Consider the following 14,289-nt stretch of genomic DNA (forward strand, 5'->3'; position numbering starts at 1 on the left):
CGCCGGTGTCACCAGAGCGGCTTGTCCCCCACCCGCCAGTGCGTGCCGCGGATCCGGTCGTGGAGGGCCACGGCGGAGAGGTCGGTGAGGGAGGCGATCTGGTCCACCACGAGCCGCAGCCGGGCCGTCTCCGTCCCCGGGCCCTCGCCGATCTCGTGCCAGTCGGCGGCGAAGGCGTGCGAGAGGTAGCGCCCGTCCGAGTCCATGAGCGCGCCCACGAGGATGGAGAGCACCTCCTGCTGGTTGTCGTAGATCGGCTGGGCGTCGCGCACCGTGATGACGTAGGTGGTGGCGATGCCCTTGAGTACCGCGATCTCCACCGCCGTGTCCTGCGGGACGACGAGCTGGGCGTCGTAGCGGGTCAGCGGGTCCTCGCCGTAGATGTCCCGGGTGGCGCCCACCGCGGACATCGCGAAGCGCCCGATGAGCTGGCTCGTCATGTTCTTGAGCCGGGCGAGGTCCTTGCGGGAGCCGTCCATCTCCCGCACCCACAGGGAGGAGTCCTCCAGGCGGGTGAGGGCCGCGTCGAGGACGGCGGGGTCGGCCCCGGGCAGGTACCACCGCCGGGTCATCTCGAGCACCTTGTCCCGCTGGGTGGTGTCGGCCAGCCAGCCCAGCTGCACGTACCCGGAGGCGATCGCGTCCTCGACGTCGTGCACCGAGTAGGAGATGTCGTCGGAGAGATCCATGACCTGGGCCTCCAGGCACTTCGTGCGCGCGGGCGCGCCCTCCCGCAGCCACTCGAACACCGGCAGGTCGTCGGCGTACACCCCGAACTTCGGGGAGCGGGTCCCGTCCGGGCGCAGCGGCGCCTCGTGCGCCTGCCACGGGTACTTGCAGGCGGCGTCCAGCACCGCGCGGGTCAGGTTCAGGCCCGCGGGCGCCCCGGCGTCGTCGAGCACCTTCGGCTCGAGCCGGGTGAGCAGGCGCAGGGTCTGCGCGTTGCCCTCGAAGCCGCCGATGTGCCGGGTCAGCCGGTGCAGGGCCGACTCCCCGTTGTGCCCGAAGGGAGGGTGGCCGAGGTCGTGGGAGAGGCAGGCGGCGTCGACGACGTCGGGGTCGCAGCCGAGCATCCGGCCCAGCTCCCGGCCGATCTGGGCGACCTCCAGGGAGTGGGTCAGGCGGTTGCGCACGAAGTCGTCGGTGTCCGGGGAGACGACCTGCGTCTTGGACGCCAGGCGCCGCAGCCCCGAGGAGTGCAGGATCCGGGCGCGGTCCCGCTCGAAGTCGGAGCGGTACTTGTTGTGGTGGTCCTCCGCCACCCAGCGCGCCACGTCGCGGGCCTCGTAGCCCGGGGCCGGGGAACCGGTGCGGTCGATCTCGATGGACGTGTGGGGCATGCCCGGTCCTCTCTGGTCGGGGAGGGCGGCTCAGCCGCCGGAGACGTCGAGCTCCGCCGCGACCAGGCCCAGCCGCTCGGCGTCGCCCAGTTCGCGGGAGTCCAGCCAGCCCTGCGGCAGGTGCGGCCGCTTGGGCGAGCCGGCCCGTCCGCGCGGCCCCTCCACCGCCGGGCCCGGGTAGCCGAGGGTGAGGTCGAGCTCGGCCAGCAGCTCGCGCAGGGTGGCGAGGTCGGGCACCTGGGCCATCCGCGCCCGCAGCTCCCCGCCCACCGGGTAGCCCTTGAAGTACCAGGCGACGTGCTTGCGGATGTCGCGCAGCCCCTTTGCCTCGTCGCCGAACATCTCGACGAGCAGCTCCGCGTGCCGGTAGATCGTGCGGGCGACCTCGGCGACCCCGGGCCGGAAACGGTCGGGGCGGCCCTCGAAGGCGGCCTGCAGGTCCCCGAACAGCCAGGGCCGGCCCTGGCAGCCGCGGCCGATGACCACGCCGTCCACTCCGGTCTGCTCGACCATGCGCACGGCGTCCTCGGCGCTCCAGATGTCGCCGTTGCCGAGCACGGGCACGTCGGGCAGGGCCTCGCGCAGCTCGGCGATGGCGCTCCAGTCCGCGGTCCCCGAGTAGTGCTGCTCGAGGGTGCGCCCGTGCAGCGACACGGCCGCGACGCCGAGGTCCCGGGCGATCCGGCCGGCCTCGAGGTGGGTGAGGTGGGCGTCGTCGATGCCCTTGCGCATCTTGACGGTCACGGGGACGTCGCCGCGGGAGGCCTCCTCCACGGCGGTGCGCACGATGGCGGTGAACAGGTCGGTCTTCCAGGGCAGGGCCGACCCGCCGCCGCGCTTGGTGACCTTGGGCACGGGGCAGCCGAAGTTGAGGTCGATGTGGTCGGCGCGGTCCTCCTCCACGACCATGCGCACGGCCCGGCCGACGTGGACGGCGTCCACCCCGTAGATCTGGATGGAGCGGGGGGTCTCGTCCGGGTCGTGGTCGATGATCCGCATGGACTCGGGCCGGCGCTCCACGAGGGCGCGGGCGGTGACCATCTCGGTGACGTAGAGCCCGCCGCCGTACTCCCGGCACAGCCGGCGGAACGCCTTGTTGGTCACCCCGGCCATGGGGGCCAGCACCACGGGCACGTCGATCGTGAGGCCGCCCAGCTGCAGCGGCGGCAGGTCGAGCCGGGCGGGCCCGGGCAGGGTGTCGGTCGGTCGCGTATCCATCACCGGGGAATTCTCTCACGGACGGCCGACGGGCCGGGCCCCGGGACCGTGGTCCCGGGGCCCGGCCCGTGCCGCAGCAGCTCAGGCCGCGGGCGGCTCCGCGAGGACCACGGTGGTCTCCACGACCGTGGCCGCGCCGGCGGCGAGCAGGTTCTCGACGACGGTGGTCAGCGGCGCCATGGACCCGTCCACCTGGAACTGCACCGGGTGCTGGTGGGCCAGCAGGGCCAGCAGCCGCTCCAGCGCCGGTCCCGCCGCGGCGTCCTCCGGGGTCCAGCCGAGCACCACGTGCGCCGGGGCGTCCTCGGCCGTCCGCCCCGCGTCCGGCTCCGGGCCGCCGCCCGGGGCGGCGTCCAGCTCGACCGGTCGGTAGCTGACGGCGAAGGCCGAGATCCGCCCCCGCTCCCCCGCCGCCACGCCGTTGCGCAGCACCAGGGCCCCGTACGCGTGCGCGGCGTCGGAGAGGAACAGCTGGTTGACCCGCCCGATCGGCAGCTCGGCCGGCCGGTCCCAGGCGTGCACGGAGCGGTAGAAGTCCCACAGCGCCCGGGTGAGCTCCACGGAGCCGGTGGCCAGGTCCTCCACGGCCTGGGCCGGCGTGCCGTCGGGGTGCTCGCGCAGCGGCTGCAGCGGCAGCGCCCCGGCTCCGACGCGGACCACCGTGGAGACCTGGACGGGCTCCAGGCCGGCCGCGCGGGCGAACCGCTCCCCCGCCGAGCCGGGCCCGGCCTTGGTGCGCAGCGCCCGCACGCCCGAGGGCGAGTCCGCCGCCTCGGCGCGCAGCCGCTCCAGCAGGGCCCGGCCGATGCCCTCGCCGCGGCGGTCGGGGGCGACCTCGACGTAGACCCACAGCCGCAGGGGGTGCAGCGCCGACTCGTAGACGGTCCCGGCGGCGACCGGCACCCCGGCGTCCTCCGCGACCACGGTCCGCGACCACGGGGTGTCGGCGTCGGGGCGCAGCACGGCGCGGAACGCGGCGGCCTGCGGGGTCTCCGGGTCCGGCCACACCTCCAGCAGCCGCAGGTCGTCGCCGTCCCGCCAGGGGCGCAGGGTGAGCGCGGCGCTCATCAGCGGACGAGCTTCCCGGCGAGGTAGGACTTCACCTGGTCCAGGGCCACGCGCTCCTGGGTCATGGCGTCCCGCTCGCGGATGGTCACGGCCTGGTCCTCGAGGGTGTCGAAGTCCACGGTGATGCAGTACGGGGTGCCGATCTCGTCCTGGCGGCGGTAGCGGCGCCCGATCGCCCCGGAGTCGTCGAAGTCGATGTTCCAGTTCCGGCGCAGCTCGGCGGCCAGGTCCCGGGCCTTCGGCGAGAGCTCCTCGTTGCGGGACAGCGGCAGGACGGCGGCCTTGACCGGGGCCAGCCGCGGGTCCAGCTTCAGCACGGTGCGCTTGTCCACCCCGCCCTTGGAGTTGGGCGCCTCGTCCTCGGTGTAGGCGTCCACCAGGAAGGCCATCATCGAGCGGGTCAGCCCGAAGGAGGGCTCGATCACGTAGGGCACGTAGCGCTCGTTGGTCTGCTGGTCGAAGTAGCTGAGGTCGGCGTTGGAGTGCTGGTTGTGCACGCCGAGGTCGTAGTCGGTGCGGTTGGCCACGCCCATGAGCTCGCCCCACGGGTTGCCCTGGAAGCCGAACCGGTACTCGATGTCGATCGTCCCGGCGGAGTAGTGCGCGCGGTCGTCCTCGGGGACGTCGTAGCGGCGCATGTGGTCGGGATCGATGCCGAGGTCGGTGAACCAGCTCCAGCACGCCTCGACCCACTCGTCGAACCAGTGCCCGGCCTCGGAGGGGTGGGTGAAGTACTCGATCTCCATCTGCTCGAACTCGCGGGTGCGGAAGATGAAGTTGCCCGGGGTGATCTCGTTGCGGAAGGCCTTGCCGATCTGGCCGATGCCGAACGGCGGCTTCTTGCGCGAGGCGGTGACCACGTTGTTGAAGTTCACGAAGATGCCCTGCGCGGTCTCGGGCCGGAGGTAGTGCAGGCCCTCCTCGTTGTCGACCGGGCCGAGGAAGGTCTTCAGCAGGCCGGAGAACTGCTGGGGCTCGGTCCACTGGCCCTTGGTGCCGCAGTTGGGGCAGGGGATCTCGGCCATCCCGTTCTCCGGGGCACGGCCCTTCTTCTCCTCGAACGCCTCGATCAGGTGGTCCTGGCGGGCGCGCCGGTGGCAGGAGGTGCACTCCACGAGCGGGTCCGTGAAGGTGGCCACGTGCCCGGAGGCCTCCCAGACGGCCTTCGGCAGGATGATCGAGGAGTCGAGGCCCACCATGTCCTCGCGCCCGCGCACGAAGGTCTGCCACCACTCGCGCTTGATGTTCTCCTTGAGCTCGGCGCCGAGGGGCCCGTAGTCCCAGGCGGAGCGGGAGCCGCCGTAGATCTCACCCGCCTGGAACACGAAACCGCGGCGCTTGGCCAGCGAGATGACGTTGTCCAACGTGGACTTGGGGGCCATGGGGATCACTCCAGGTTCTCGCCCGACCGCCGGCTGCGGACGCGCGTGGTGGGTTGCGTAGCCCGGCGGGTCGCCGCCGGGGATGCGGCCGTCGTCGGCCGTCACGGATCGGGACGCCGCGGGCGGCGTCCCCGACCCAGGGTAGCCAATCGCCGGGACCGTCGCCGACCGGCGGAACGGGGGCGGGTGCCGGTGCGGCCCGCCGGCCGCCAGGACCTGGGACACTGGGGGCATGACGAGCTCCCCGACGCCCCGGCACACCGACGACCTGCCCATCCGCGACGACATGATCCGGCTCGGCCAGGCCCTGAAGCTGGCCAACCTCGCCGAGGACGGCGCCCACGCCCGCTCCCTCGTGGAGGAGGGGCGGGTGAGCGTCAACGGCGAGGTCGAGACGCGGCGCGGCCGGCAGCTGCACCCGGGCGACGTGGTCTCGACCGGGGACGCCGCCGTCCGGATCACCGCGGGCGGCTGAGCGTCCGTGGTCAGCCCCCCAGGACCACGTGGGTGAGGTACTCCCGCACGTGGCGCAGCTCCTGGGGGCTGATCCCGTGGCCCACCCCGGTGTAGTGCACCTTCATGACGTCGGCGTGCTCGAGCATCCACTCGGCCGTGCTGTCGACGAGGTGCTGCGGAATGACCGGGTCCTGCGGGTCGCGGCCCCAGAACATCGGCAGGGGACGCTCGCGCAGCCGCTCGTCCGCGAAGGCTGTGTGCTCGCCCGGCACCACGAACCCGGACAGGCCCACCACCGCGGCGATCTCCCCGGGCAGGGCGCGCGCCAGCGAGGTGGCCATCGCCATGCCCTGCGAGAAGCCCAGCAGCGTGATGCTGGAGTGCTCCGCGGCGCGCTCGCGCAGCCAGGCGGCCACGGGCGCCACCGCCTCGGCGACGCGCTCGGCGGAGAAGCTGAGGTCGGCCGCGAGCGGGAACCACTGGAAGCCCAGCTGCGCGGGCTGGGGCGCGCGCAGGGAGGCCACGCTGAACTCGCCCGGCAGCTCCGGGATGAGGCCCATCAGGTCGTGCTCGTGCGAGCCGTAGCCGTGCAGCAGCACGAGCAGCGGGGTGCCGGGGCGGGCGGCGGGGTCGGTGCTCCACACGGCGTGCGGGGTGGTCGCGTGCGGGGCGGTTCCGGTCGGGGCGGGGGCGTCGGTCATGGCACCAGTGTGCCACCCGCGGCGCCGCCCGCCCGGGCGTCAGGGGCGGGCCAGCACGGTCTCCACGAGCAGCTTCCCCACCTGCGGCGCCTCGATGAGGAACCCGTCGTGCCCGGACGGGGACGTGAGGGTGTGCCGCCGGACGTCCCCGGGCAGGGCGGCGGCCAGGACGTCGGACTCGCGCGGGAGGTACAGGCGGTCGGAGTCGACCGCGGCCACCAGCCACTCGCACGAGGTCACCGACAGGGCCTCCTCCAGCGTGCCGCGGCCGCGGCAGACGTCGTGGGACATGAGCGTCTCGTTGACGGCGAGGTAGCTGTTGGCGTCGAACCGGCCCGCGAGCTTGGAGGCCTGGTGGTCGAGGTAGCTCTCGACCTGGTAGCGCCCGCGGCCCCCGGGGTGGGTGCCGATCACCTGCTCCTCGGCCTGCGGGGTGCGCCCGAACCGGTGGTGCAGCTCGTCGGCGGAGCGGTAGGTGATGTGGGCGATCCGCCGGGCCAGGCCCAGCCCGGTCACCGGGAAGGGCCCGTCGTAGTAGTCCCCGCCCCGGAAGTCCGGGTCCTGGCGGATCGCGAGGTTCTGCGCCTGCCCCCAGGCGAGCTGCTCGGCGCTGGACTGGGGGCACGCGGCGACCACCGCGCAGGCCCGGACCCGCTCCGGGTAGGTCACCGCCCACTCCAGGGCGCGCGCCCCGCCCATGGACCCGCCGATGACCAGGCGCCACGTGTCGATGCCCAGGGCGTCGGCCAGGGCGGCCTCCGCGCGCACGGAGTCCCGCACCGTGACCAGGGGGAAGCGGGAGCCCCAGGGCCGGCGCTCGGGGTCCACCTCGGCCGGGGCCGGGGTGGACGGTCCCGTGGAGCCGTAGCAGCCGCCCACGATGTTGGCGCACACCACGAAGTAGCGGTCGGTGTCGATGGCGGCGCCGGGGCCGACCAGGCCGTCCCACCAGCCGCCGCTCTCGGCGGCGCGGCGCTGCGCCTCCGGGGCCCTGGGCCGGGCCCTCCCGGCGGCGACGTGGGTGTCACCGGTCAGGGCGTGCTCCACGAGCACCGCGTTGGAGCCGTCCGGGGCGAGCACGCCCCAGGTCTCGTAGGCGATCCGGACCTCCGGCAGCCGGAAGCCGGACTCCAGCTCCAGGGTGCCGATCTCGGCGTGCCGCGGCACGCCGTCCTCGCGCACGTCCGCGCCGGCGCCGCGCAGCACCGTCACGCTCACTCCTGCCCTCCGGCCGCGGCCGCGGCCGCGGCGAAGCCCTGCTCCAGGTCCGCCAGGATGTCCGTGACGTTCTCCAGCCCCACGGACAGGCGCACGAAGCCGGGCTCCACCCCCGCCGCGAGCTGCTCCTCGGGTAGCAGCTGGCTGTGCGTGGTGGACGCGGGATGGATCACCAGGGAGCGGACGTCGCCGATGTTCGCCACGTTGGAGTGCAGCGTCAGGGCGTCCACGAAGGCCGCGCCGGCCGCCCGGCCGCCCTCGAGGACGAACCCGAGGACGGAGCCGGCGCCGCGGGGCGCGTACTTGCGCGCCCGGTCGTGCCAGGGCGAGGACTCCAGCCCCGCCCAGCTCACCGAGCGGACGTCCTCCCGCGCCTCCAGCCAGCGGGCCACCTCCCCGGCGTTGGCCACGTGGCGCTCCATGCGCAGCGACAGCGTCTCGATGCCCTGCTCGATGAGGAAGGCGTTGAACGGGGAGATCGCCGAGCCGAGGTCGCGCAGCAGCTGCACCCGGGCCTTGAGGATGTAGGAGAGGTTGACCCCGAACGCGCCCTCCGCGCCGAGGGCCTGGGCGTAGACGAGCCCGCCGTAGGACTCGTCGGGCTCGTTGAAGCCGGGGAAGCGCTCCGGGTACCGGCCGAAGTCGAAGGCGCCGGAGTCCACGATCACGCCGCCGATCGCGGTGCCGTGCCCGCCCATGAACTTCGTGGCGGAGTGCACCACGATGTCCGCGCCCCAGCGGAACGGCTGGACGAGGTAGGGGGTCGCCACCGTGTTGTCCACGATGAGCGGGACCTCGTGGTCGTGGGCGATCCCGGAGACCGTCTCGATGTCGAGGACGTCGTTGCGCGGGTTCGGGATGGTCTCGGCGTAGAACGCCTTGGTGTTCGGGCGCACGGCCCGCCGCCAGGCCTCCGGGTCGTCCGGGTCGGTCACGAAGGTGGTCTCGATGCCGAGCTTGGGCAGCGTGAACTTGAGGAGGTTGTACGTCCCGCCGTACAGGCTCGGGCTGGCCACCACGTGGTCCCCCGCCCCGGCGAGGTTGAGCACCGCGAACGTCGTGGCCGACTGCCCGGCGCTGAGCATCAGGGCGCCCACCCCGCCCTCCAGGGCGCTGATGCGGTTCTCCACGACCTCCGTGGTCGGGTTGCCGATGCGGGTGTAGATGGGTCCCAGCTCCGCGAGCGCGAAGCGGTCCGCGGCGGCCTGGGCGTCGGGGAAGACGAAGGACGTGCTCTGGTGGATGGGCAGGGCGCGGGAGCCGGTCACCGGATCGGGGCGCTGGCCGGCGTGGATCTGCTGGGTCTCGAACGACCAGCCGGCCGGGTGCTCGGGGGTGGGCAGCGCGGTCGCGGTGCGGTCGGCCGTGGAAGCAGTGGACTCGGACATGCCGGGAGACTCCTTGCGGGTGTCAGGGGTCCGGTGTCCGACCGTGGTGGTGCTGCCGTGCGACGGCCGGGCACCGAGGACCCGCGCTTGCTCGCTCGCCGGTCGCGAGGAGCCCGGTCTTCACCCAGGGCACCCCACCGCGGTGGAGGGTTGCCGGCCAGCTAGCTGGGGCTTGGACGCTGGCGCTCATGACCTGGACAGCATTCTCCGGATTCGGGCGACACGGCGTCAAGCCGGGGTGCGGCGAGCGCCCCGCGCACGCGCCGGACGGGCCGGGGAGCACCCCGCCGGGGACCGATTTGGAGACGAAAGTCACACGGTGCCACGATGAGCCCATGAGAGTCGACCACGTGTCCTACGCCTGCCGCCCGGAGGGCCTGACGGCCACCACCGAGCGCATTGCCGACCAGCTCGGGATCGAGCCGGTCAAGGGTGGGGTGCACCCCCGTTTCGGCACCCGCAACATGATCCTTCCGCTCACCAACCACCAGTACGTCGAGGTCGTCGAGGTCCTCGAGCACCCCGCGGCGGAGAAGGCCCCGTTCGGCCGGGCCGTGCGCGCCCGCTCCGAGGCCGGCGGCGGCTGGCTGGGCTGGGTCGTCGAGGTCGACGACCTCGCGCCCTTCGAGCAGCGCCTCGGCCGGCACGCGGTGCCCGGCCACCGGGTCTTCCCCGACGGCCGGTGCCTGGAGTGGCACCAGATAGGCGTCAAGGGCCTGATCGCCGACCCCCAGCTGCCGTTCATGGTGCGCTTCGACTCGGCCCCGGAGATGCACCCGTCCCAGGCGCGGATCACCGACGTGGCCCTCGCCGGGATGTGCATCGCCGGGGCGCCCGAGCGGGTGGCCGAGTGGCTGGGCGCGCCCGTGGAGACCGCGCTCGAGGACCTGGCGGTGGAGTGGCGCTATCCGGAGGGCGCGCCCGTGGAGACCGCGCTCGAGGACCTGGCGGTGGAGTGGCGCTATCCGGAGGGCACGCCCGGGCTGCTCTCGGTGTCCTTCGGCACCCCCGACGGGCTGGTCACGATCTGAGGCGCCGGCCGGGGCGGGCCCGCACGGTGGGCCCGCCTCAGCCGAGCAGCCGGCCGACGGCCAGGAAGCCCACGGCGTCCAGCAGGAAGTGCGCGACGACGAGGGGCATGACCCGCCCGGTGCGCCGGTAGAGCTCGGCGAAGACCAGGCCCATCACCACGTTGCCGAGGAAGGGCCCGATGCCCTGGTAGAGGTGGTAGCTGCCGCGGAACAGCGCCGTGACCACCAGCACCACCGGCCAGCGCCAGCCGATGCGGGTGAGCCGGTCGGTCAGGAACGCGACCACCACCACCTCCTCGACCAGGGCGTGGCGCAGCGCGGAGAGCAGCAGCACCGGCACCGTCCACCAGTGCTCGGCCAGCCCGGAGGTCGTCACCTCCGCGGTGAGGCCCAGGGCGCGGCCGGCCGCGTAGAGGGCCAGGGTGCCCAGCCCCATGACGAGGAACAGGACGGTGCCCAGTCCGAGGTCCGGGACCGGCATCCGGGCGTCGAGCCCGATCCGCCGCCGCACCGTGCCCAGCGCGCCGGCGGAGCCGGCGAGCAGGTACAGCGCCAGCAGCACGGGGACCAGGTCCAGGCCGATGCCCGTGAGCTGGCGCAGCAGGTCGATCAGCGGCTGCACGCTCAGCGGCGGGTTCATCGTGGCCTGCGCTTCCGAGAGCGGGCCGCGGGCCAGCTGCTCGGCCAGGGAGAGCACCGCGTAGAGCGCGGAGGCGCCCAGGGAGACCCCCAGCACGAGGACCACCTGCATCCACAGGTCGGCGCGGGTGGAGCCGAAGGCCGGCGGGCGCGGGGCGAGGTGCGCGGGGGTGCTCATGCGGCCATTCTGGCACCGCCCGGGCGGACCGCCGGGTCGCGGGCCCCTCGCCGGCGCCGCGCCCCCGGGCCGGCCAGCGGCGGGCGGGGTGCCTTCCCTAGGATGGGCACATGACAGCTCTTCCCCCGCAGATCCGCCGGCAGCCCGCCGAGCGCACCTTCCACGGCCACCTGTTCTCCGATCCCTACGAGTGGATGCGGGCGAAGGAGTCCCCGGAGGTGCTCGCCCACCTCACCGCGGAGAACGAGTACGCGGAGGCCCGCACGGCCCACCTGGCCGGGCTGCGGGAGTCGATCTTCGGGGAGATCAAGGGCCGCACCCAGGAGACCGACCTGTCGGTGCCGAACCGGCGCGGGGACTGGTGGTACTTCTCCCGCACGGTGGAGGGCGGCGCGCACCAGGTGTTCTGCCGGGTGCCGGCCGCGACCACCGGGGACGTCCTCGCGGACTGGACCCCGCCCGTCGTCGGGCCCGGGACCCCCATGGCGGGCGAGCAGGTGCTGCTCGACGCCAACGCGGAGTCCGCGAAGCACGAGTTCTACTCCCTCGGCAGCTTCGACGTCTCCGAGGACGGGGAGCTGCTGGCCTGGGCCGAGGACGTCACCGGGGACGAGCGCTTCACCCTGCGCGTGCGCGACCTCACCACCGGGGCGCTGCTCGCCGACGAGATCCCCGGCACCTTCTACGGGTCCTTCCTCACCCCCGACGCCCGCGCGGTCTACTACACCGTGGTGGACGAGTCCTGGCGGCCCCACCAGCTGCGCCGCCACGTCCTGGGCACCCCGGTGGCCGAGGACGTCGTGGTCCACGAGGAGGCCGACCCGGGTCTGTGGCTGGGTGCGGGGCTGTCCGCGGACCGGCGCTGGATCGTGGTGGAGGCCATGTGCTCGGAGTTCTCCGAGCAGCTGATCCAGCCGGTGGCGGACCCGCAGGCCCCGCTGCAGGTGGTGCTGCCGCGCACCGACCGGGTGCTCTACGAGGCCGAGCCCTTCCTGCTGGACGGCCGCGAGCAGATCCTGCTGACCCACGACCACGAGGCCCCGAACTCCCGGGTCTCGCTCATGGACCCGGCCGACCTCGGCCGCCCGGTCGCGGAGGTGGACCTGCGCGACGTCGTCCCGGCCTCGGACACCGTGCGGGTCAACGGCTGCGCCGTCACGGCCACGCACCTGGTGGTCTCCGTGCGGGCGGAGACCACGCTGCGGGTGCGGCTGCTGCCCCTCGCGGGCCTCGGCACGGAGGCCCAGGCGGCGGCCGTGGAGCCGGCCTTCGCGGAGCAGCTCTACACCGCCGGAGTGGCCGCCGCCGAGCACGACGCCCCCGTGCTGCGGCTGTCCTACACCTCCTTCACCACGCCCCCGCGCGTCTACGACGTCTTCCCCGCCGGCGCGACCGGCGCCGACGACGCCCTGCCCGCCGAGCCCGTGCTGCGCCGGGAGACCACCGTGCTCGGCGGCTACGACCCCGGCGACTACACGGTGGAGCGGGACTGGGCCACCGCCGCGGACGGCACCCGCATCCCCGTCTCCCTGGTCCGCCGGGCGGACCTGGACCCCGCGGTGCCGGCCCCGGTGGTGCAGTACGCCTACGGCTCCTACGAGCACAGCACCGACCCGGGCTTCTCCGTCTCCCGGCTGTCCCTGCTGGACCGCGGCGTGGTCTGGGCGGTCGCCCACGTGCGCGGCGGCGGCGAGCTGGGCCGGTCCTGGTACGAGGAGGGCAAGAAGCTGCACAAGGTCAACACCTTCACCGACTACGTGGCGGTGACCGACCACCTGGCCGCCCGCCCGGACCTCGACGAGCGGCGGATCCTGGTGATGGGCGGGTCCGCGGGCGGCCTGCTCGTGGGCGCGGTGCTCAACCTGGCCCCCGAGAAGTACTGCGGCGCGCTGGCGGCCGTGCCGTTCGTGGACCCGCTGACCTCCATCCTCGACCCCTCGCTGCCCCTCACGGCCCTGGAGTGGGAGGAGTGGGGCAACCCGATCGAGGACAGCCACGTCTACCGGTACATGCGCGACTACTCCCCCTACGAGAACGTCCGCCCGCTGCCGTATCCCCCGGTCCTGGCCGTGACCAGCCTCAACGACACCCGGGTGCTCTACGTGGAGCCGGCCAAGTGGGTCGCCGCCCTGCGGGAGGCCACGACCTCCGGCCACGCCGTGCTGCTGCGCTGCGAGATGGCCGGCGGCCACGGCGGGGCGTCCGGACGGTACGCGCAGTGGAAGGACACCGCCTGGGAGTACGCCTGGGTGCTGGACCGGATGGGACTGGCCGGCGCCTGAGCGGCCGGCGCGGGGGCCGGCTCCCCGCGCGGCGAGCGGCGTCTCCCGCGGTCCTCGAGCGCCGGAGCGTGCCGCCCCCTGGGCCCGAGGCCCCCGAGGTCAGGAGAGCGGCTGCCCGGTGCGGAAGCGCACCGGGTCCAGGGCGGCGGCGGTCTCCCGGGAGCACCACGGGCCCACCGCGCCGTCCCCGAGCAGGTCCGCGGCGGCGCGGGCCATGGCCGTGCTCGTCTGGAAGCCGTAGCCGGACTGGCCGGCCAGCCAGAGCAGGCCCGGGACCTCCGGGTCGAACCCGCACACCGGCACGCCGTCCGGGGACTCGGTGCGCAGCCCGGTCCAGGCCCGCTCGATCCCGGTGGCGCCCAGCGACGTCACGGTGTTGAGCCGGGCCACGAGGTCCTCGACGTCCTCGCGCACCGGCTGCGCGTCGCACGGCTCGCTCGGCACCGCCTCGGACGGGGAGACCAGCGCCCCGTCCCCGGCCCGCCGGTAGTACCAGCCGGAGTCCGCGGCGACGACCATGGGGTGGTCCGGGGCCAGGGGCTTGGCGAGACGGACGAGGGCCGCGGTGCGCCGCAGCGGGCGCAGCCCGAGCGGTGCGGCGCCGAACCGGCCCGCCACCTCGTCCGCCCAGGCGCCCGCGGCCACGACGACGCGGCGGACGCGGACCTCCTGCCCGCCCACCGCGGCGCGCCAGCCCTCGCCGTCGGGTGCGGCCGCGGTGACCGGCGCTCCGGTGAGGATCCGCACCCCGGCCGCCGCCGCGCGCGCCCGGTGCCAGGCCACGAGGGCGCCGGCGTCGGTGCGCACCGAGGTGTCGTCGAGCAGCCCGCCCGCCACCTCCTCCGGCGGGGAGCTGGCCAGCTCGGGGCACAGCTCCACCAGGGCGGGGCGGGAGAGCTGCCGCAGCCCCGGGACGGCCTCCGCGCGCAGCCCGGCCGCGGTGCCCACGAGCACCATGCGGCTGGGCCAGGCCAGGGGGCGGGGCGGTGCCGGGCGCGGGTCCAGGAGCCCGGCGACGGTGGCGGCGGTGAGCTCGCGCACGGGTGCGGGACCGTAGCTGGGGATGAGCTGCTCGGCGGAGCGCCCGGAGGTGTGGTGGGCCAGGGCCGGCTCGGCCTCGGCGAGCACGATCCCGGCGCCGCTGCCCCGCCGCTCGGCCAGGGTGGAGGCCAGGGACAGTCCGGCGATGCCGCCGCCGATGATGAGCACGTCCTGCACAGGGTCCATCCGCCCATGCTCGCACGCCGCCCGGGGCCCGTGCTCGTCCCCCGCGGACCCGGCCGAGGGAGGCCTCGCCAGGAGGAAACATCGGAAGGAAACACCGGGAGGAAACGCGGGGAGCAAACGCCGGGAGGGCCCACAGGAGGGGAGGCGCCGAGGGGCCGCGG

General features: G+C 74.4%; 12 protein-coding genes and 1 riboswitch. Of the genes, 3 read left to right on the forward strand and 9 right to left on the reverse strand.

Translation table 11 applies throughout. The features are described 5' to 3' along the window. Positions 1-8: 8 nt before the first annotated feature. The 4 genes from ABL57_RS02650 to ABL57_RS02665 all read right to left on the reverse strand — a co-directional run bounded on the left by ABL57_RS02650 (position 9) and on the right by ABL57_RS02665 (position 5,008). A complete protein-coding gene (locus ABL57_RS02650; protein ID WP_047801887.1) occupies positions 9-1,340 on the reverse strand; it encodes a deoxyguanosinetriphosphate triphosphohydrolase in 1,332 nt (443 codons plus the stop codon). Between the two features lie 30 nt (positions 1,341-1,370). Continuing rightward, positions 1,371-2,558 carry a tRNA dihydrouridine synthase DusB gene (gene dusB, locus ABL57_RS02655; protein WP_047801888.1) on the reverse strand — a complete coding sequence of 396 codons (1,188 nt, stop codon included), beginning with the start codon at positions 2,556-2,558 and terminating at the stop codon, positions 1,371-1,373. Between the two features lie 81 nt (positions 2,559-2,639). After that, a complete protein-coding gene (locus tag ABL57_RS02660; RefSeq protein ID WP_047801889.1) occupies positions 2,640-3,626 on the reverse strand; it encodes a GNAT family N-acetyltransferase in 987 nt (328 codons plus the stop codon). Further along, positions 3,626-5,008: a glycine--tRNA ligase gene (locus tag ABL57_RS02665; protein WP_047801890.1), complete on the reverse strand. Its 1,383-nt coding sequence runs from the start codon at positions 5,006-5,008 to the stop codon at positions 3,626-3,628. Before ABL57_RS02665 ends, ABL57_RS02660 begins: the two co-directional genes overlap by 1 nt. Positions 5,009-5,240: 232 nt before the next feature. Here ABL57_RS02665 and ABL57_RS02670 point away from each other — a divergent pair, with 232 nt between their 5' ends. Beyond that, complete coding sequence (locus ABL57_RS02670) at positions 5,241-5,483, forward strand: RNA-binding S4 domain-containing protein (protein WP_047801891.1); 243 nt, start codon at positions 5,241-5,243, stop codon at positions 5,481-5,483. Between the two features lie 10 nt (positions 5,484-5,493). Here ABL57_RS02670 and ABL57_RS02675 read toward each other — a convergent pair whose 3' ends face one another. The 3 genes from ABL57_RS02675 to ABL57_RS02685 are packed head-to-tail and all read right to left on the reverse strand — an operon-like array spanning position 5,494 to position 8,771. Next, positions 5,494-6,165, reverse strand: a complete 672-nt coding sequence (locus tag ABL57_RS02675) for an alpha/beta hydrolase (protein ID WP_047801892.1) — start codon at positions 6,163-6,165, stop codon at positions 5,494-5,496. 39 nt (positions 6,166-6,204) lie between these two features. Then, positions 6,205-7,383 (reverse strand): homoserine O-acetyltransferase, encoded by a 1,179-nt coding sequence (locus ABL57_RS02680; RefSeq protein WP_047801893.1) that lies wholly within the window; start codon positions 7,381-7,383, stop codon positions 6,205-6,207. Next, a complete protein-coding gene (locus ABL57_RS02685; protein ID WP_238985956.1) occupies positions 7,380-8,771 on the reverse strand; it encodes a bifunctional o-acetylhomoserine/o-acetylserine sulfhydrylase in 1,392 nt (463 codons plus the stop codon). The genes ABL57_RS02680 and ABL57_RS02685 overlap by 4 nt, the downstream gene beginning before the upstream one ends. A gap of 78 nt (positions 8,772-8,849) precedes the next feature. Continuing rightward, a riboswitch (SAM riboswitch) is annotated at positions 8,850-8,965 on the reverse strand. Positions 8,966-9,106: 141 nt separating this feature from the next. Between ABL57_RS02685 and ABL57_RS02690 the strand changes: the two genes are divergently transcribed. Beyond that, on the forward strand, positions 9,107-9,802 hold the full coding sequence (locus tag ABL57_RS02690) for a VOC family protein (RefSeq protein WP_047801894.1): 696 nt from the start codon (positions 9,107-9,109) through the stop codon (positions 9,800-9,802). Between the two features lie 37 nt (positions 9,803-9,839). Here the strand turns inward: ABL57_RS02690 and ABL57_RS02695 are convergent, their stop codons facing one another. Then, the gene (locus ABL57_RS02695) at positions 9,840-10,619 is read right to left on the reverse strand and encodes a CPBP family intramembrane glutamic endopeptidase (protein WP_047801895.1); all 780 of its coding nucleotides are present in this window, start codon (positions 10,617-10,619) and stop codon (positions 9,840-9,842) included. Positions 10,620-10,729: 110 nt separating this feature from the next. On the opposite strand from ABL57_RS02695, the gene ABL57_RS02700 reads away from it, so the two are divergent. Further along, complete coding sequence (locus ABL57_RS02700) at positions 10,730-12,901, forward strand: S9 family peptidase (protein ID WP_047801896.1); 2,172 nt, start codon at positions 10,730-10,732, stop codon at positions 12,899-12,901. Positions 12,902-13,000: 99 nt separating this feature from the next. On the opposite strand, the gene ABL57_RS02705 is transcribed toward ABL57_RS02700, so the two are convergent. Then, positions 13,001-14,128 carry an FAD-binding oxidoreductase gene (locus tag ABL57_RS02705; RefSeq protein WP_047801897.1) on the reverse strand — a complete coding sequence of 376 codons (1,128 nt, stop codon included), beginning with the start codon at positions 14,126-14,128 and terminating at the stop codon, positions 13,001-13,003. Positions 14,129-14,289 lie beyond the last annotated feature (161 nt).

The organism is Kocuria sp. SM24M-10 (assembly GCF_001027955.1).
Taxonomy (GTDB): domain Bacteria; phylum Actinomycetota; class Actinomycetes; order Actinomycetales; family Micrococcaceae; genus Kocuria; species Kocuria oceani.

Bases quoted from the DNA above. Each gene is read 5' to 3' on its own strand.
- ABL57_RS02660 (WP_047801889.1), bottom strand. From the start codon at position 3,626: ATGAGCGCCGCGCTCACCCTGCGCCCCTGGCGGGACGGCGACGACCTG.
- dusB (WP_047801888.1), bottom strand. From the start codon at position 2,558: ATGGATACGCGACCGACCGACACCCTGCCCGGGCCCGCCCGGCTCGAC.
- ABL57_RS02700 (WP_047801896.1), top strand. From the start codon at position 10,730: ATGACAGCTCTTCCCCCGCAGATCCGCCGGCAGCCCGCCGAGCGCACC.
- ABL57_RS02705 (WP_047801897.1), bottom strand. From the start codon at position 14,128: ATGGACCCTGTGCAGGACGTGCTCATCATCGGCGGCGGCATCGCCGGA.
- ABL57_RS02670 (WP_047801891.1), top strand. From the start codon at position 5,241: ATGACGAGCTCCCCGACGCCCCGGCACACCGACGACCTGCCCATCCGC.
- ABL57_RS02685 (WP_238985956.1), bottom strand. From the start codon at position 8,771: ATGTCCGAGTCCACTGCTTCCACGGCCGACCGCACCGCGACCGCGCTG.
- ABL57_RS02690 (WP_047801894.1), top strand. From the start codon at position 9,107: ATGAGAGTCGACCACGTGTCCTACGCCTGCCGCCCGGAGGGCCTGACG.
- ABL57_RS02665 (WP_047801890.1), bottom strand. From the start codon at position 5,008: ATGGCCCCCAAGTCCACGTTGGACAACGTCATCTCGCTGGCCAAGCGC.
- ABL57_RS02695 (WP_047801895.1), bottom strand. From the start codon at position 10,619: ATGAGCACCCCCGCGCACCTCGCCCCGCGCCCGCCGGCCTTCGGCTCC.
- ABL57_RS02675 (WP_047801892.1), bottom strand. From the start codon at position 6,165: ATGACCGACGCCCCCGCCCCGACCGGAACCGCCCCGCACGCGACCACC.
- ABL57_RS02650 (WP_047801887.1), bottom strand. From the start codon at position 1,340: ATGCCCCACACGTCCATCGAGATCGACCGCACCGGTTCCCCGGCCCCG.